Source organism: Castellaniella sp. (assembly GCF_041675725.1).
Classification (GTDB): domain Bacteria; phylum Pseudomonadota; class Gammaproteobacteria; order Burkholderiales; family Burkholderiaceae_B; genus Castellaniella.
This window is the reverse complement of sequence record NZ_JBAYTI010000018.1, coordinates 34,735-51,689: the sequence shown is the minus strand read 5'-3', so window position 1 is coordinate 51,689 and position 16,955 is coordinate 34,735. Positions and strand designations below refer to the sequence as shown.

General features: G+C 57.5%; 14 protein-coding genes and 1 pseudogene. 5 read left to right on the top strand and 10 right to left on the bottom strand.

Going from position 1 to position 16,955, the window contains the following annotated elements; translation table 11 throughout:
- The 3 genes and pseudogenes from WCZ84_RS05545 to WCZ84_RS05535 form a co-directional block, all read left to right on the top strand.
- A partial coding sequence (locus tag WCZ84_RS05545; RefSeq protein ID WP_372685263.1) for a hypothetical protein occupies positions 1 to 1,205 on the top strand: 1,205 nt, incomplete at its 5' end.
- Between the two features lie 295 nt (positions 1,206 to 1,500).
- Positions 1,501 to 1,659, top strand: a pseudogene (locus tag WCZ84_RS05540) (helix-turn-helix domain-containing protein); the annotation flags it as partial.
- Between the two features lie 127 nt (positions 1,660 to 1,786).
- The gene (locus WCZ84_RS05535; RefSeq protein WP_372685262.1) at positions 1,787 to 2,734 is read left to right on the top strand and encodes an aldo/keto reductase; all 948 of its coding nucleotides are present in this window, start codon (positions 1,787 to 1,789) and stop codon (positions 2,732 to 2,734) included.
- Between the two features lie 248 nt (positions 2,735 to 2,982).
- Here the strand turns inward: WCZ84_RS05535 and WCZ84_RS05530 are convergent, their stop codons facing one another.
- From WCZ84_RS05530 to WCZ84_RS05485, 10 genes are all read right to left on the bottom strand, one after another.
- Positions 2,983 to 3,975 (bottom strand): MDR family oxidoreductase, encoded by a 993-nt coding sequence (locus WCZ84_RS05530; RefSeq protein ID WP_372685261.1) that lies wholly within the window; start codon positions 3,973 to 3,975, stop codon positions 2,983 to 2,985.
- Between the two features lie 48 nt (positions 3,976 to 4,023).
- Positions 4,024 to 5,619: an AMP-binding protein gene (locus WCZ84_RS05525; protein WP_372685260.1), complete on the bottom strand. Its 1,596-nt coding sequence runs from the start codon at positions 5,617 to 5,619 to the stop codon at positions 4,024 to 4,026.
- A 12-nt stretch (positions 5,620 to 5,631) separates the two neighbouring features.
- A complete protein-coding gene (locus tag WCZ84_RS05520) occupies positions 5,632 to 6,873 on the bottom strand; it encodes an ABC transporter substrate-binding protein (RefSeq protein ID WP_372685259.1) in 1,242 nt (413 codons plus the stop codon).
- Between the two features lie 53 nt (positions 6,874 to 6,926).
- A complete protein-coding gene (locus tag WCZ84_RS05515) occupies positions 6,927 to 7,628 on the bottom strand; it encodes an ABC transporter ATP-binding protein (protein ID WP_372685258.1) in 702 nt (233 codons plus the stop codon).
- Positions 7,621 to 8,337, bottom strand: coding sequence for an ABC transporter ATP-binding protein (locus tag WCZ84_RS05510; RefSeq protein ID WP_372685257.1), 717 nt, complete (start codon positions 8,335 to 8,337; stop codon positions 7,621 to 7,623). Before WCZ84_RS05510 ends, WCZ84_RS05515 begins: the two co-directional genes overlap by 8 nt.
- Positions 8,330 to 9,367, bottom strand: coding sequence for a branched-chain amino acid ABC transporter permease (locus WCZ84_RS05505; RefSeq protein ID WP_372685256.1), 1,038 nt, complete (start codon positions 9,365 to 9,367; stop codon positions 8,330 to 8,332). Before WCZ84_RS05505 ends, WCZ84_RS05510 begins: the two co-directional genes overlap by 8 nt.
- The gene (locus tag WCZ84_RS05500) at positions 9,364 to 10,248 is read right to left on the bottom strand and encodes a branched-chain amino acid ABC transporter permease (RefSeq protein ID WP_372685255.1); all 885 of its coding nucleotides are present in this window, start codon (positions 10,246 to 10,248) and stop codon (positions 9,364 to 9,366) included. The genes WCZ84_RS05505 and WCZ84_RS05500 overlap by 4 nt, the downstream gene beginning before the upstream one ends.
- A gap of 18 nt (positions 10,249 to 10,266) precedes the next feature.
- The gene (locus WCZ84_RS05495) at positions 10,267 to 11,115 is read right to left on the bottom strand and encodes a MaoC family dehydratase (RefSeq protein WP_372685254.1); all 849 of its coding nucleotides are present in this window, start codon (positions 11,113 to 11,115) and stop codon (positions 10,267 to 10,269) included.
- A 151-nt stretch (positions 11,116 to 11,266) separates the two neighbouring features.
- Positions 11,267 to 11,962, bottom strand: coding sequence for a TetR/AcrR family transcriptional regulator (locus WCZ84_RS05490; RefSeq protein WP_372685253.1), 696 nt, complete (start codon positions 11,960 to 11,962; stop codon positions 11,267 to 11,269).
- 375 nt (positions 11,963 to 12,337) lie between these two features.
- Complete coding sequence (locus WCZ84_RS05485; protein WP_372685252.1) at positions 12,338 to 14,173, bottom strand: bifunctional UDP-sugar hydrolase/5'-nucleotidase; 1,836 nt, start codon at positions 14,171 to 14,173, stop codon at positions 12,338 to 12,340.
- Positions 14,174 to 14,457: 284 nt separating this feature from the next.
- Between WCZ84_RS05485 and WCZ84_RS05480 the strand changes: the two genes are divergently transcribed.
- Together WCZ84_RS05480 and WCZ84_RS05475 are read left to right on the top strand one after the other, a co-directional pair.
- A complete protein-coding gene (locus WCZ84_RS05480) occupies positions 14,458 to 15,723 on the top strand; it encodes an ABC transporter substrate-binding protein (protein ID WP_372685251.1) in 1,266 nt (421 codons plus the stop codon).
- A gap of 320 nt (positions 15,724 to 16,043) precedes the next feature.
- Positions 16,044 to 16,952: a branched-chain amino acid ABC transporter permease gene (locus WCZ84_RS05475; protein WP_372685250.1), complete on the top strand. Its 909-nt coding sequence runs from the start codon at positions 16,044 to 16,046 to the stop codon at positions 16,950 to 16,952.
- Positions 16,953 to 16,955: the final 3 nt, after the last annotated feature.

The following is a 16,955-nucleotide window of genomic DNA, read 5'->3' as shown; positions in this document are numbered from 1 at the left end:
TGACCAGGGTGAAAATCGCCCCGATTTTGACCAACTTTCGGACATTTCTTCTGCATTATGAAATTCGTACCGTTTGTGTTGTTTCGGTCAGTTTTCAAAGCACCTTGATCAGATGTTCCCTAACGTTTGATAAGCCTATTCCACTGTCGCAACTGAACATCCAGGATGGGAATGGACGCGTGTCCACCCCAGGATCGATGAAGCGTCTGGATCAGAACGCCTGGGTTCGCCTATTAGAGCAAATAAAGAGCGCGAGGCCCGGCGACGCAGCTCGCTTGGATGCCATCGTCTCTGCCCGAGAGGCCCAGCATCGATTACTGGGCCACTCGACCCGTATTGCACGCCTGAATGAACAGCGCGACGGCCTGGGCCTGACGCTGGACATTAGCGGACTCGATCGGGCTTCCATATTGAAGTCCATCAACGTTGAAGATGCGGATACGGCCAACTCAATCGTTGACCTGATGGACGATGCGGTCCCCATTCACGAGCGCAGCTTAGTAGAGCATGATCGAGCCATGTTCGAGTCATTGCTTGGGCAGGCACCAGACCGGTCTGTTATCTTTTCTGATGGGCGCGCGCGCTCAGTGCGCATCTGGGTGACGGACCAGACTGACCTGGAGACGGTTCTGGGTACAGATCTCATCGTCTACAGCATATGCTATGAAAATTTTTTGCTGCTTCAATACAAGAGAATGGAAAAGAATAGCGATGGCTGGTCCTACGCTGTGCCCCCTTCTAGCAACCTGCATGAACAGCTTGGGAGGATGATGGAATTTCAGGCTGTCATTCAGCAGTCGGCTACGAACACGCCGCCTGCGCCGCCCTCTCTTTGGAGCTACCGGCTCAATGAAGATCCTTGTTACTTTAAATTCTGCGAACAAGTCAGACCGAACGCAGGGGATAGCAGTCTCGTTCCTGGCATCACCATGTCAGCAGTTCACCTCGACACGTTTTTAACTTTGCCTGAGGCCAAAGGCAAGCAAGGTGGCGTCTTTGTGGGGTATCAAAACTGCCCAAGGTATCTCAACAACACAGAGTTCATCCAATTGGCACAAACCGGTTGGATTGGTGGAGGGCATCATTGCCGCACGCTATTGGAAGACGTGCTCCGAGCAAACAAGAAGGGGGGCCGACAAGCGATGCTCGCGGTCATCGATACACCGCGCGAGGCCTCGGCCTCTGCGCGAAACTGGAAAAAATAGCCCCCCTCGATTTGCGCATTAAAATCCATTAGGGCGATTTCGGTGCAATTGCTTGCGTTACTTGGGTGGGAGAATGTTGGGTTTTTCTTGCAGCTCTGGCAGTTAAATGTTTGCTGTCACGACATATAACAGGGGGGTAATAATCCCCCTGTCACTACATCTCCCGGAGCGTAGCCTTTACACAACATTTACATTTAAAGTCCCCTAGGGTGTACCCCAAAGTTCTAGAAAACTCTGAAACCCTTATAAACATTGGCTTTACGCCCATCGTGTGATTCCGGCCTCGCACCAACGCCTGACCCAACCCAAGGTGTCGAACCTGCTGCGTGGCGAATTCTCGAACTTCTCCGAGCGTAAGCTAATAGACTGCCTGAACCGGCTGGGTTATGACATAGAAATCCGCGCGCGGAAAACACCGGAACCGGTCGGCCACCTGGTGCCGACTCACGTTTGAGACGCTGGCACGTTTGTGGCCGTGGCAACACGTCTGACGCGGTGGCTTAGTGCGGTCGTGGAGGTTCAGTCCTGTAAAATTTCGGTTCGAATGAGCATCGTGACTGAACCTGATGGAGGAAAACGTAATGTCGACAACCCGGAAGCTGGGGCGAACGGATCTTGAGATACAGCCGCTGGTCTTTGGCGGCAATGTGCTGGGCTGGACGATGGATGAGGCAACGTCCTTCCGTGTCCTCGATGCCTTTGTCGACGCGGGGTTCACAGCAATCGATACGGCAGATTCCTATTCGCGTTGGGTGCCGGGCAACGACAGCGAGAGCGAGAAGATCATTGGCCGTTGGCTGAGCGCCCGAGGCAATCGGGATCGTATTCATGTGTTTACGAAGGTGGGTTCGGATATGGGGCAGGGCAAGAAAGATCTGTCTGCCTCGTGGATCGAGCAAGCGGTCGAAGGATCGTTAAGGCGCCTTCAGACAGATTACATTGACCTGTACCAGAGCCATTGGCCGGACCCATCCGTGGCACCCGAGGAAACCTTGCGGGCTTACGACCGCCTGATCCAGGCTGGCAAGGTTCGCTATATTGGTTGCTCCAATTTCGATGCCGCCCAATTGGCGCAGTCGCAGTCCGTGGCCTCGAAACTGGGTCTTGCCCGCTATGAGACTGTTCAGAATGAGCTGAACCTCTATAGTCGCTCGGCCTATGAGGGGCCCGTGCAGGATTTCGTGGTGGAAAACGGCCTGAGCGCGCTGTCTTATTTTTCGCTGGCGTCGGGATTCTTGACTGGCAAATATCGCTCGGCAGCGGATTTAGCGGACCGGCCGCGTGGTGGCTGGCTGAAAAAATATTTTGATGATCGCGGCTTGCGGATTCTCGCGGTACTGGACGCGCTTGCGGCCGCTCGTGGGGTCCAGCAGGCCGCGATCGCAATAGCGTGGATCAATGCGCAGCCGGGCGTCGCGGCTGCAATCGCTTCTGCGACATCCCTGGATCAACTCGATGTCTTGATCAGTGCGGCTCGCCTGAAACTGACGGATGCCGAGGTGGGCCGGTTGGACGAGGCTGGCAGGTAGTCGTCCATTGGCGCGCAGCCGCCCGCGAGGCGCCCATGCTCGATAGTAGAGGGACGAGAGCGGGGGGGTAGATGCTACTTTTAAATATTTTGTAGTAACAGCTTTTGACGGATATCCCTCAGAATTCTGTCGCTACATTTTTTAAAAAAAAGATGGATCGTATATGCTGGTCGCGGCCCGAGCCAGCTTGCCTCGCGCCGCTCCCTGCTCGCGATTGCTCGCGATCCTCTTGGGGGGAAATCCGCCGGTCACTTTCCAGATCGGTTGACATCTACAACCAGGCGACCCCGTATTTTGCCATCCAGGATGTCTGCGCCTGCTTGTATGGCCTCATCCAGGGCGATCTCTGAAACAATCGCATCAAGCCTTTGAATGGGCAGGTTGGCAGCCAGCCGCTCCCATGCCTGATTACGGATGGCCGGCGGTGCCATGACGCTGTCGATGCCATACAAAGTGACACCGCGCAGGATGAACGGGGCGACCGTAGCCGGAAAATCCATGCCTTGCGCCAGGCCGCAGGCGCTGACTGCACCGCCGTAGCGGATGGATGCACACACATTGGCCAATGTATGGCTTCCCACCGTGTCGATTGCGCCCGCCCAGCGCTCTTTCTGGAGCGGCTTGCCCTTGCTGCTGAGTTCGTCGCGATGAATGATCGACGAGGCGCCCAACGACTTCAGAAAATCAGCTTCTTGTGGGCGCCCGGTGCTGGCGGTGACGTTGAAACCCAGAGAAGACAGCAGTGAAATGGCGACCGTACCGACACCCCCAGTCGCACCCGTCACCAGGATGTCGCCCGATTCCCGGTTCAACCCGTGGCGCTCCAGCGCCATCACGCACAGCATGGCGGTATAGCCTGCCGTACCGATTGCCATGGCCTGGCGCGTGCTGAAGGCTGCAGGCAGCGGTACCAGCCAATCGCCATTGACCCGCGCCTTGCCGGACAGGCCGCCCCAGTGCTTTTCGCCGACGCCCCAGCCGTTGAGAATGACCTTGTCGCCCACCTGCCACCGACTGTGCTGGCTGGATTCGACGGTGCCCGCGAAGTCGATCCCGGGCACCATTGGAAAGGAACGAACAACGGGGCTGCGGCCCGTGATGGCCAGCCCGTCTTTGTAATTGATCGTCGAATATTCTACCCGCACCGTGACATCGCCTTCCGGCAGGCGCGACTCATCGAGATCGCACAGTTCGGTATGATAGTTCGACTCTGATTTATTGATTAATAACGCTTTAAACATGAGGATCCTTGAACGACAAGATATGAGGTTTTCCTTTCTTATTATGCTTCATTCGGACAAAAGTGCAGAGGCCTGGGTTTTCAGCTTGTTCCTTTGGATCTTTTCGCCATTGGCGCCCATGGTGATTGGGAAATCATCCACCTGTACGAAAATTGAAGGCACTTTGAAATTAGCGAGATTCTTTCGGCAATGTGACAGCATACCGGGCACGTCCCATGACTTGTGCGGTGCAAGTTTTACAAAGGCAACCGCACGCGTCCCGTTGACATGCGGCGCGTCGACCACAATCGCGGTCTCCACCGCATCCAGCGCCTGAAGCGTTTCTTCGATTTCCCTTGGGTTCACCATGAACCCACCAAGCCGCATGAAATCGCCCCGCCGGCCCAGGAACTCGAAAGTCCCGTCTGCGAAAGTCCTGCCAAAATCCCCGCTCCTGAAAAATCCGTCTTCGGTGAATGCCTTTTGCGTGGCGGCGGGCTGTTCAAAGTAATATGAAAACAGATCCTTGGAGAAAATCTCCAGTTCTCCTATTTCTCCGTGCGGCGCAATCTGGCCCGTATCCGTGTTTCGCGCACGGACACGCACGTGATCAGAGACGGGACGGCCGCCGGGGATCTTTCGTTTTTCCACAGGCAGTGAACCCTCTTGCCTGGAAAAGAAGGAATGTATTTCGCTCATGCCAAAGCAGCCGATCAGAGCCATGCCGCGCCGCTCTGCTTCTTCTGGGAACCGTGCCAGCGCGGGGTTGAAGCCCGCATAGACGCATTCACGCAGAGACGGGAAAGGACGATCTTCTTTGGCGGATATCAGGATACGTTTCAGCAAGTCATCCGTGCCGCTGGTATGTGTCACTTGGTACGCTTGTATGGTCCGCCCGCAGGATTCGGCGTCGAACAGAGGAAAGAACACACTGCTTGCACCGGCCGCGATGGTGGCGCTTAGCTGGCTAAAGCCAAAAATGCCGCAAAAGGGCAATGTGTGCAATAACACCGCGTCAGGGTCGTCGTAGTGAAAGGCCCGCGATACGTCGCGGGCATGTCTCGCGATGGATCCATGGGTGTGCACCGCGTATTTGGGCCCGCTGGTGGTCCCAGAGGTTGTGAAAATAGCGCATTCGTCGTCGGCAAGCGGTTGCACGAAAGACGGCGAGTGCGACAGCGCCCACGGATGATTCACCCGTTGCACAGATGGCAACACGGATCCTGAAAGACCGTGTTCGCCACAGACGAGTATCGTGTGGATGCTGGTGAGCTGCCCGGCATCGATGGCAGACAGGATGTCCTCGAATGCGATGCCATGAAAGCCCGGATCCATGACCAATACGCCGGGCCGCGTGTGGCCCAGCGCCGCACCGACTTCGGCGGCGCCATACCGGGTGTTGACAGGAACTGCGATGGCGCCAATCTGAATGGCGCCGAGAAACAAATCGAGATAAGCATCCGAGTTGGGTGCCCAGAAGGCGATCCGGTCACCCTTCTTGACGCCCAGGCTGCCCAGCGCTGTGGCGCAACAACGGCTGGCATGCAGAAAATCTGAATAGGTCCGCCTGGTTTCCCCGGCCCAGCTGATCCAGGCATCCGGCTTGCGCCGGGCCGACGCTTCGAGTAGGCCATTCAGTGTATCCAATGTTTGCCAGCCGTTCATGACATCGATGACTCAACGCTTGTCCCAGTTGGGCAAGGGCAGCATGATTGGCTCCTTGACTGCGATATCACGAGGCCAGACCACTTCGAGCTTCTCGTCCTGCCACTGCATGACGGAAATCAACGCCCGTTCGTTTTGACCCGCTTCGTTGATTTGAACGCCGGCGCCGGTCAACAGGCTGCCGGCGGGCATGTCAAGCTCTCCGGCCACCTTGCGAAGAACCGCTGGATCCATGGAGCCTGCCGTGGGTATGACCTGATTGAACAAGGTCCAGAACCCCCCGAAAGTGATGTAGGCCAGCGGACCGGGATCCCGTTTGGTTTTTTCCTGGAAGCGCTGGGTAAAGTCTTTGTAAAGCTTCTGCGTCGCCTCGGGCAATGCGGCCACGTTGAGGCTGCTCGGGGCGTCGATGTCGAAAATACCGTTGGCATACTGGCCTGTTGCCTTCAGGAAGTCTGGCAGGGCGTACCCTGTGCCAATACCGATCATCGCGTCCACATTGAGATCGAGCTCCCGGGCCTGGCGCCAGAACAGAATGCCGTCATTTAGATAGGATGTGGCGATGACGACGTCCGGCTGTTTGGCCTTGAGGGTCAGAACCAAGGAAGAGAGATCCGTCACGGTGCGGCTGTAGTGTTCGTTGGCGACCAGCTGCATCCCCAGTTTCTTTGTTTCGTCTGCCGCGGCGTCACCCACGGATTGCCCGAATTCCGAGTCTTCCGAGATGATGCCGATTCGCAGGTCCTTGGGTTCCTTGCCCAGAGAGCCGGCAATATCCTTGGCAAACTGAGCGGCCGTCACCCCCATCATGGACGAATTGAAGGTCAGCCGGACGATGTTCTTGTAATCGCGTTCCGTGATTTTGTCTGCGACCGCCACGGTTTCCCAATACAGTACATTCTCGCGCTCGGCGACTTCGCTGGCCGCCAAGGAAAGTGCGCTTGAATAACTGCCTGCAATGACCGGGACCTTTTCCCGTATGATCAGGCGGGTTGCCTCGGCGTTGGCCGAGGTGGGATCAGGCGCATCCGCGGTCGCGAATTCAATCTGTTTGCCCAGTACACCCCCCTGTTCGTTGACCATTTCCCGCGCAATGTCGGCGGCCTGAAAGGCCTCATTTCCCAGCAGCGCCATCGGGCCGCTCATTGGAAACAGCGTCCCGATCTTGACCGTGTCCGCAGCCAATGATGCTGTGGGAATCTGCATGGCCGCCAGAATGGCGGCTGTGCTCAATAACGTTCGAAATTTCATCATCACGTCTCCTTTATGTGTGTATCACGCTGACCCCGGAAGAGGGCAGCCAACCCCTAACCGCCCAGATAGGCAGCCTTCAAACGTTCATCGGCAAGAAGTTCCTTGCCGCCACCCTGTAACACGATAGACCCGCCCTCCAGGACGTAGGCCCGATCCGCCAAAGCCAGCGAGCGATTGACGTTTTGTTCGACGAGCAGAACCGTGGTTCCCGCATCGCGAATCTGACTGATCAGATCGAACACCAGCGACACCATAATGGGCGCCAGGCCCAACGTCGGTTCGTCGAGCATCAAAAGCCGGGGCCTGGACATCAAGGCCCTGCCGATTGCGCAAAGCTGCTGCTCGCCTCCGCTCAGGGATCCGGCGATTTGTTGCAGGCGCTCTTCGAGGCGTGGCATCAGAACCAGGACGTCCTTCAATGTCTGATCCGCCACGGGGCGTGCCCGCATGGGATACGCACCGAGCGCCAGATTCTCTTCTACGGTCAGGAAGGGAAACAAGTGGCGATCTTCCGGTACCTGGATCAGGCCCATGCCGGCGATGTCATGCGGGGCCATTTCACCGATGGGCTTGTTTTCGAACAAGACCTCGCCTTCGCGATCGATGGTGCCTGACAATGCATTGATCAACGAGGTCTTGCCGGCCCCGTTGGCGCCAACGACGACAACGACTTCTCCTGACCTGACCGACAGGGTCACGTCGTGGAGCACTTGAATTTCACCGTAATAGGCGTTGAGTCCGCGAACGTCAAGCAAGGAAGTCCTCCCCCAGATACGCCTCGATTACGGCCGGGTCGTTCATCACGGTGGCCGGATCCCCTTCAGCCAGCTTTTGGCCATGATGCAATACGACGATCCGGTCACTCACCGAAGTGATGACTCGCATCAAATGTTCCACAATGAGCACCGTAATGCCGCTTTTGCGAATGTCCCGAATCAATTCGATTGCGGCTTCGATCTCGGTGGGATTCAGGCCGGCCATGACCTCGTCCAGCAACAAGAGCTTGGGCCCGGTGGCAAGCGCCCGGGCAATTTCAAGGCGCTTTCTGCCGGGCAGGGTCAGATTGACCGCCAGCATGTCCTTCATGGGTATTAAGCCGGTGACCTGCAGCGCGTCCATTGCGAGGAGGCGGGCTTCTTGCATCCTGCGGCTGCGATTGAGGGCACCGACAATGACGTTGTCGAAGACCGTGAGATTATTGAAGGGCCGAACGATCTGATAGGTACGGCCCAGCCCCATGCGGCAGACGCGGTGGCTCTTGAGCCCCCCGATTTCGGCCCCTTCAAGACGGATCGAACCCGACGAGGGCTTGATCGCCCCCGCCACACAATTGAACAAGGTGGTCTTGCCGGCCCCATTCGGCCCGATCAAGCCAAGAATTTCCCCGCGTTGCAGCGTGAACGAGACCTCGTTGACGGCTTTCAAACCACCGAAGGCGCGGGAGAGTCGGTCGATCTCAAGCATGGTCGGCCCTCCGGATCCGCTTTCTTTGGTAACCCGATATGCTGCAAATCCTGGCCCAGGTGCTGCGTGGCTGGCGTATGGCGCTGACCAGCCCCTGCGGCATGAAGATCACCATGACCATGAGCAGCGCCCCATATATGATGAGATACAAGCCCTGGAATGAACCGCCGAACTCGGCTCGCAAATATTCGCTCAGCGGCACCATCAGTAACGCGCCCAGCAGCGGCCCCACTGGGCTGGCCATGCCGCCTATGATCGAGATCACGGCCACCTGGATCGAAAAATCCAAGCCCATGACGGTGACTGGCTCGATCAAGAGGATGTACTGGGCGTAGAGCACGCCGGCGATCGCCGTGAGAAACGCGCTGATGCCGGTGGCAACGATTTTCATGGCGACCGTGTCGACCCCCAGGGTCTCGGCCGCGTCTTCGTCTTCACGTAACGCCAACAAGGAAAAACCAAACCAGGAGCGCTGGATCAGGAACGTCAACAATATGACGGCGGCCAACAGGATCAGCATCGTATACACGTAGGGTGTGCGACCAGAAAAGATCAGCGTTTCCAACGCGGGCTTGAAGGGGATGGAAATACCTTGCGAGCCGCCGGTCAGATCACGCGCATTGACGACCACGATGCGCAGAACCTCGGCAAAGGCAATGGTTGCGAGCGCGAAAAACGGCCCCTTGAGCCTCAGTGTCAGGCGCGCAAGAACGACGGACGCCAAGGCGGCGAGCACCCCGCCCACCAGCATGCCCCACCAGGGGGACACGCCGAACCTGACAAAAAGAATGGTCGATGCGTAGGCGCCTATGCCGAAAAACGCCGCGTGCCCCAGAGAAAACTGGCCGGCATAGCCACCAGCGATGTTCCATGCGCTGGCGACGACCGCCCAAAATAAGATCTTCCATAAAAAATGCAAGGCATAGGAATCGCTGACAAAAATCGGAAACACCGCCGCCAGGCAAAGGAGCGCCACGGCCCCGGGCAAGCCTAGCGCCCGGTCGATGAAACGCATCTTTGTCGTATTCATTCACCCACCCTCTCGGAACCCTTGACACCGAACAGGCCAACCGGACGCACCAGAAGCACCAGCAAAAAGACGATGAAATAGGCGATCTGCCGCATATCGGAGCCTATGTAAAAGGCACTGAGATTTTCTATCAAGCCAATCACAATGCCTCCGATCAGCGCCCCCCACAAGCTGCCCATGCCCCCCAGCACGACGATGACGAACGCAATGATCACCAGGTTGAGGCCAACGGATGGATAGACGGGCATCAAGGGAAGCAGCAATGCGCCAGCGATGCCGGCACAGGCGGAACCCAAGCCGAACGTCAGAAAATCGATTTTTGAGACATTGATGCTCATCAGCGATGCCGCGCGCCGATCCTGGGCGACTGCGCGCATGGCCTTGCCCGTGTAGGAGTACCGCAGGTACAGATACAAGGCGATGACCACCAGGACCGCCACCGCAAAAGCAACCAGGCTCGCCACCGGAAAGCTCAGCCCCATGGTTCGGAACGTTTTTCCGGACACGATGGACGTGACGCTGCGGAAATCCGCCCCAAAGTAGAACAGCGCGCAATTCTGCAGTACCAGGCCCAACCCCAGCGTTGCAAATATCTGTGCGACCTGTGGTGCCCCAATGATTGGGCGGACGATGACGTATGCAATCGCAAGCCCGAACAGGAACATGCCAGGTGCAACAATGAAAATCCCGAGATACGGGTCGATGCCCCAATACTGATTGAGCAGATAACCGGCATACATGGCGACCATGACGAAATCGCCGTGTGCGAAGTTGATGATGCGCGATACGCCGAAGATCAGCGTCAATCCGACGCTGACAAGCGCATACACCATGCCCATCAGGATGCCGGAAATGATCAGCTGTACGACAATGGTTCCCATGTATGTATAGCCCGAAAATTAATCGTACGATAGCTGTTTGACGATCAGGTTTGCAGTGGCCTTGTTCTCTTCATTGCGGCTCTGCACCCACACAGTATCACTTGGGCCATGGTCTTTCCCGTGGATCCACAAGGTGGCCGTGGAATCCCAGAATACCGGCCGCAGGAAATCGACCTGCGCTTTGAACCCTGAAGGAATCGTGTTTTCTGACAGGGCACTGAGCAGGTACACCACCGTCATGACCCCCTGGGCTAGAGGCGCGCGAAAGCCGTAATGCTGAGCCATCTCTGGGTCGAAGTGCAGGTCATTGCCTACGTCCTTTGAGAACGCGATGACCTTTTCGGGCGTAATCTGCTTTTCGCCGATCATTGTCCAGCCGTCGGCCGGTGCCTGTTCGCGAACGGGCATATGGCCGATGGCGTCATCGGACAGGGCATCGCCCAACGGCTCAACAATGCCGATCAGGTGGGTTTCCAGACACAGTTTCCCGGAGGCATCTAGGAACTGATAGCACTCCCGAGCCATCATGCCCCGTGGGACCGGCGTTAATTCTTCTACGGTTCCGCAGAGAGACAAGGCCTCGTCCAGTCGAGGGAGGCGGTGCAGGCTGAGAGACTGGCTCAAAAAAATATAGCCATCGATGTCATGGCCAGCGGATACCATGGCATCAAAGCAATCCAAGCCGAACAGCCCCGGTTCCGCGAAGTGGCCATAGGCGCGGCTGTCGACATCCGACGCGAGAAGCCGTGCCTTTTGCCAATCAGCGCCATGGCTGATACGCCGCGCCGGGTACTGATACCCAGCCGCCGACCAACGGCTTTTCCACCGGTTTTCCTCTATGGGATTTGATGAATTCTTGCTTGACATGAAACCTTTCCTATAGCGGGTAGGGGCAGTGTACCCACCGATAGTCGAAAAGTAAACATGTTGGTTGAAAATTCGACTTCAAAGTCAGTTTATGCCGTAGGGTCTCTTGTCTTCGACGTCGTCTTCCGCCGGCAGGCGGGAGAATTTCCTGTTAAAGGGACGATTCGATCCTGTCCGCAAGGGCCAGGGCATCGGTCTTGATGCTTTCCGGCCGGGAAGCCAGCCCGCGAGCGATGAACAGTGCCATGGCCTCGGCCACCTCTTGGACGCTCCAGGCGCCCTCGGGCCGATACCATTTTGTGACCCAGTTGCTGGCACCCAATGCCGTAAAGACGGCAAATTTTGGGCTGCATGGAATAATGGATCCGTCGCGCTGGCCAAGAACGATGATTTCCTGCAACAGGCGCTCGAACTCATCGCGCTTGTCGATCACCTTCTGCAATTGTTTTTCGCTGAGGGACCGTTCTTCGAGAATCACGACACTATAGCTGTCGGGCCCAATGATGGAGGCCGTATAGCGTTGCATGCTGAGGCGAAAGCGCTCGAGGCCATTGGCGCCGCTTTCTGAGCTGACCGAGGAAATCGCTTGATCGGCCGCCGCAATATGGCAGTGGAAGAAAAGCTCCTGCTTGTTCGAGAAGTAATAGTACAGCGTTGCTTTTGCCACCCCCAGGCTTTTGGCGACATCGTCCAGCGACGTGCCATGATAGCCCTTCCAGCGAAAGGATCGGGCGGCTTCCCGAAATATGGCGTCAAGCTTTAGATCACGTACGGTGACTTGGCCCTCGCCCGCGTCACCCCAAAGGCGAATCGTACTTTTGACGGATTTCTTTTTTGGCGTTTTCATGCTGATAGGCTGATGAACTGCTGGGCGGACGGACAGTCAGTATACGATGAGAGCAACCGACGCGTCTGGACGTACCGCCTTCATGATGAGAGATACTTCAGGGCGAAAGATGATAGCCGTGGTCGGGATGAGGGTGGCGCGGCTCGTCGCTGCCGTTATAAAGTGCAAACGGTTTTTGTATTCTCAATTCTGCCGTGGACGCTTCAATAATGGAGCCACGCTTCCGTGCAGTGAGTACGAAGTCTGTATAAGCGTTCGTGCCACCTGAAACCCCAGTCCTTCGCCCCGACTCCGAAACCATATGACGTATGGTTATTTCCTCCCCATATGCGTTACCGACTCGGGTTTCGTCAAGCGGGTTCAGAATATGGCGGGTCAGTGGCGGGATGGCCCCCGTTCATCGATGCGTGGCGCCAGTGGCAGCGCCATTGGGCCGTCCGCGCTTTGTACGCGCAGATAGTTCGCCAGGGCTTCCAGGTCCGGTCCTCCGCCCGTCACGTCGCGGCCCTGCAGGAACACGCTGAAATTGTCGCCACCTTCGCCCAGGTAGTTTTGCAGGCCGACGCGATAGTCGCGTTGCGGCTCGATTGGCTCGCCATGCAGATGCATTTGGCTGATCCTCTGGCCGGCCGGCGCGCTGCGATCATAGGCATAGCCGAAGCCGTGCGACACCTGCAGGATGCGTGGCGTATCTATGGTGTTGGTGCCGCTGTCGAACTGTTGTTCGAGCACTTGGCGCAGTTCGTCGCCGCTGAGCGTGATCACCATGAGCGTGTTGCCGAAGGGCTGTACGGCATAGAGTTGGCCATTGCTGACCTGCCCGGTTGCATCCGGGATCAGGTCGGCGCGCACCCCACCCGAATTCATGAAAGCCAGCTGCGCGCCACCGTGTTCCGGCGCTTGTGTCGCGGCCAGGATGGCGTCGGCGACGATGCGTCCCAGGATGCTTTCACCGTTGGCTTGCCGTGCGCGGGTGGCCGGTGCGGCCAAGCGTCCAGCGGCCTGATCGGCCTGCTTGGCCGCTGCTGCCTGATAGCGGGCCACCAGCCCGGCCACGGCCGGGTCCGCGGCGTACCGGGGAAAGCTGTCCTGCACGGGGACCCAGCCGTTGGGCCCCTGGTAGGGCACGCTCTGCACGATGTGCTGGCGCGCATGCCTGGATCGCACCCGGTGTGTGTCGGGGTCTAGGGTCAACGACACTTCAGTGAGCAGCGTGCCGTACCGCCCGGCGCTGGTGAGCAAAAAGGGCTTGGCCGCATTCACCCGCCCGTAGTCGCACAGATACGCTTGATGCGTGTGGCCGGAGACGACGATGTCCACCTGGTCGGACAACCGCTCCAGAATAGGCACGATGTCGCCGGAAAGCCCGGCGCAGCTGTCGTCCTGCAACGCGGTGGTCGTGCTGCCGCCTTCGTGGATCAGCACCACGATGACGTCGGCGCCGGCGGCGCGCAAGGGGGCGACGAGGGCGTTGGCCGTCTCGGCCTCATCCGTGAACGTCAACCCTTGCACGCCGCTGGGGCGCACCATGTTCGGCGTGTTGCGCAAGGTCATGCCGATGAAGCCCACGCCAATGCGTGCATTGGCCTGCTCGAAGAATTTCAGGCCAGTGGCGGGAAACAGCGTTTGGCCATCCGGTCCGATCGTGTTTGCCGCCAGATAGCGAAACCGTGCACCCGGAAAATCCGGGTCGAGCTGGCACGGGACCTTGTGGGTATAGGTGGCGCAACCACCGTGTTGTATGCGTCGCAGCTCTTGCCAGCCCTGGTCGTATTCGTGGTTGCCGGTGGCGGCGAAATCCAGCTGCATCAGATTCAGCGCTTCGATGGTCGGTTCATCGAGAAATAGGGACGACACCATGGGAGAGGCGCCGATCAGGTCGCCGGCGGCGACCACCGCAACATGCGGATTGCGGGCGCGCAGGTCGGCAATCAGCGTTGCCAGATGGGCTGCACCGCCGGCCGGTACCGCCACCCGCCGGCCTTGTACATCGCGCGCCGACACAGAGAGGCCAGGGGGCGAGAGGTGGCCGTGCAGATCGTTGAAGCCCAGCAGCGTGATCTCGAACGAGTCGGGGGGTGCGACGTGGGTACAGGCTGCCAGGCCCAGGGTGAGCACGGCGCCACCCAGTAGCCGCCAGCATATACCGAGAAGGCGTCGCCCGCGATTTTGCGTAAAAAAGTTGTGGCTGCGAACGGTAGGGTGGCGCATAAAGGATTCTGGTCTCATTCTTGCTTTGTGCAGTCCGCAGCGTACACCAAAAGCACTTGATGCAAAGCCTGGATCCCGATGGGGTTTGGTGCTGTTGACCTTGTGGCCAGACCGGTTGTTACTAAGTATGTGTTGAACAGATGTCTTTGATTTCAGCGCATTAATCCATATATTTTCGTAATTCCGGACACCGCGTTCACAACAAATAAAGGACAAGTTTCCGTTCAGCGGTTAATCTTTTATCAGGCCACTCAGTCGAATGGATTTTACATAAGGAGACAATTATGAACAAGCATGGTGCACGTCGACGTACTTTGATGAAGTTAGGGCTTGCTGGTGGCTTGGTCGGCCCAATGCATATTATTCCCAAATTGGCTTGGGGGCAGGGTGCGCCAATTAAAGTGGGCATGAGCACGATATTGTCTGGGCGGGTGGCCCAGATGGGCGTGACCACACGCGACGCGCTCCAGATGCAATTCGACCAGTTTAACGACGCGGGTGGCCTCAATGGTCGAAAAATAGAATTCATTTATCGCGATTCACAGGGCAAGCCAGAAGAGGCCGCGCGTATCGTTCGTGAACTGGTTGAATCGGAAGGATGCCAGATCATTATTTGCGGTGAGGCATCCGGCACCTCTTTCGCAACTCACGAGGTCGGGCGCCAGCTGGATGCATTAATGATCCATGCGCTGTCGGAAACGGCATCTCTTTCCGCAGATCCAAAACTGAAAAGTCCAAATATTTTCCGCACGGCAAGGCAGTCGGTGCATGATTCCATTGTGGGCGGGCGGTTTGCGGCACAAATGGCAAAAGATCAGGGCTTCACGCGTTGGGCCACGATCAGTGCGGACTACGCCTATGGGCGCGAGGTCACGCCTGAATTCCTCAGCTACGTCAGCGATGGCGGCGCAGACGTCAATTTGGTCGCCGAGGCCTGGCCCAAGCTGTTTCAGCCAGATTACACGGATTCCATCACCAAGATCCTGCAGGCCAAACCCGAAGCCATCTTCTGTGGCTTGTGGGGGGGCGACTTGGTTTCTTTCGTGGATCAGGCCAACTTGTTCGGGCTGTTCGACAAGGTCAAGATGTTTTCCATTCACATGGCAGACTACACGACACTGACGTCCATTAAACAGCTGCCTTCTTCCGGGGTCTATTCAGCCAACCGCTACGTATCCGTACTGCCCGATACCGCCGAGAACCGCGCCTGGTCCGATGCTTATTTCGAGCGCTTCAAGTCCCGTCCCACCAATTGGGCCTGGGAGGCAGACACGGCCGCTCGCTTTCTGTTGCAGGCGATACGGGATACCAACAGCACGGATCCAAAGGTACTGGCCAGCGCCATCCGGGGTATGGAAGTGGCAAGTCCAGTCGGGGCAAAGGATGGCAAGATTCTGATGACGGATTCCGATCAGACCATCAATTATTATGCCTTGGGCTGGGGTAGCATCGTACCGACGCCCCCCTACATGACGGATATCTATCAGGCAGATTGGCAAGATATTCTTGCCCATGAGGCCGCCTGGAAAAAGAAGAAGGGCTATCTCTGATCGATAGCGGCGACGCTGGGCGCGGCCCTGTGGGTTTCATCAGGGTGGCGCCCATCAGGCGCTGTACAAGACCGAAAGCGCAAGCCGCGCCTTGGTGGTCGGTGGCTCGGGTCTGATCCGTGAGACGGATCCCATGCGCCGCCGCGTCTTCCCAGCCAAATGCCGCAAGCCCCAGGGCCGGGGGCCCGGGTTCGCTGAGCCCGGGATCCGGCGCGTGTGCTTTGGTTTGGCCGTCCAGTACGTATGAAAAGGTCGTCGATCGTTCACCTTGCAAAGTGCGATTGAACCGACTGTAAGGTATGACATTAGGAGCATCATTTATGGACCCGATTGCCCTATGGGATTGCATGTCGTCCCCTTCGTGTGTGGTCACACAGGGTGCGGCCGGATTGATTTCCGGCTTTACATTGTTCTTGGTGGCTGCTGGCCTCACTCTGATTTTCGGCGTCCTTAATTTCGTGAATTTCGTGCACGGTGCCTTCTACATGTTTGGCGCCTATTTCGCCTACACGGCTTATGGCCTGACCGGAAGCTATCTGCTGGCCGTATTGACGGGCGCCATAGGGGTTGGAATTCTAGGCGCTCTGTTCGAGATTGGGTTCGTCAAGCGTTTATATGAAGCCGATCACCTGTTGCAGATTTTGGTCTGCTACGCCTTCATATTGATTTTCGACGACGTCGTCTCCTGGATCTGGGGGGTGGAGTTCCTGGCCATGGGCATGCCGGACGCGTTCAGAATGCCGCCGTTGTTCATCTTTGGCGGAGTGGTCCCGCCGTTCTACATTGTTCTCATAGCGACGGCTGCCGCCATTGCAATCCTGATGGCGCTGGTGTTGCGTTACACGCGTTATGGAAAAATCATTCGGGCACTGGCGAGCAATGCGGACATGATCAGTGCGCTGGGCATCAATACCCGCCTGATCTATATATCGGTGTTCGCGCTGGGGACCTTGCTGGCCGGAACGGCGGGCGCATTGGCCGCGCCCGTGCGCAGCCTGTCTTCGGGGATGGGGTTCACCATATTGATAGAGTCGTTCATCGTCACGGTAATAGGCGGCATGGGCTCGGTTGCGGGGGCGCTGGTGTCCGCATTGCTGATTGGGCTCGTACGCTCATTTGGCAGCGTCGGCTTCCCGCTGTTTGCAGAGGGGTTGATTTTTATTCTGATGATTGCGGTATTGATTCTCCGTCCTCAGGGTTTGTTCGGTCGCAGTATACGAGAGGCTTGAGAC

Coding starts and splice junctions, on each gene's coding strand:
- WCZ84_RS05525 (WP_372685260.1), bottom strand. CDS start 5,619: ATGAACGGCTGGCAAACATTGGATACACTGAATGGCCTACTCGAAGCG.
- WCZ84_RS05500 (WP_372685255.1), bottom strand. CDS start 10,248: ATGGGAACCATTGTCGTACAGCTGATCATTTCCGGCATCCTGATGGGC.
- WCZ84_RS05495 (WP_372685254.1), bottom strand. CDS start 11,115: ATGTCAAGCAAGAATTCATCAAATCCCATAGAGGAAAACCGGTGGAAA.
- WCZ84_RS05485 (WP_372685252.1), bottom strand. CDS start 14,173: ATGCGCCACCCTACCGTTCGCAGCCACAACTTTTTTACGCAAAATCGC.
- WCZ84_RS05475 (WP_372685250.1), top strand. CDS start 16,044: ATGGACCCGATTGCCCTATGGGATTGCATGTCGTCCCCTTCGTGTGTG.
- WCZ84_RS05510 (WP_372685257.1), bottom strand. CDS start 8,337: ATGCTTGAGATCGACCGACTCTCCCGCGCCTTCGGTGGTTTGAAAGCC.
- WCZ84_RS05490 (WP_372685253.1), bottom strand. CDS start 11,962: ATGAAAACGCCAAAAAAGAAATCCGTCAAAAGTACGATTCGCCTTTGG.
- WCZ84_RS05535 (WP_372685262.1), top strand. CDS start 1,787: ATGTCGACAACCCGGAAGCTGGGGCGAACGGATCTTGAGATACAGCCG.
- WCZ84_RS05505 (WP_372685256.1), bottom strand. CDS start 9,367: ATGAATACGACAAAGATGCGTTTCATCGACCGGGCGCTAGGCTTGCCC.
- WCZ84_RS05530 (WP_372685261.1), bottom strand. CDS start 3,975: ATGTTTAAAGCGTTATTAATCAATAAATCAGAGTCGAACTATCATACC.
- WCZ84_RS05520 (WP_372685259.1), bottom strand. CDS start 6,873: ATGATGAAATTTCGAACGTTATTGAGCACAGCCGCCATTCTGGCGGCC.
- WCZ84_RS05480 (WP_372685251.1), top strand. CDS start 14,458: ATGAACAAGCATGGTGCACGTCGACGTACTTTGATGAAGTTAGGGCTT.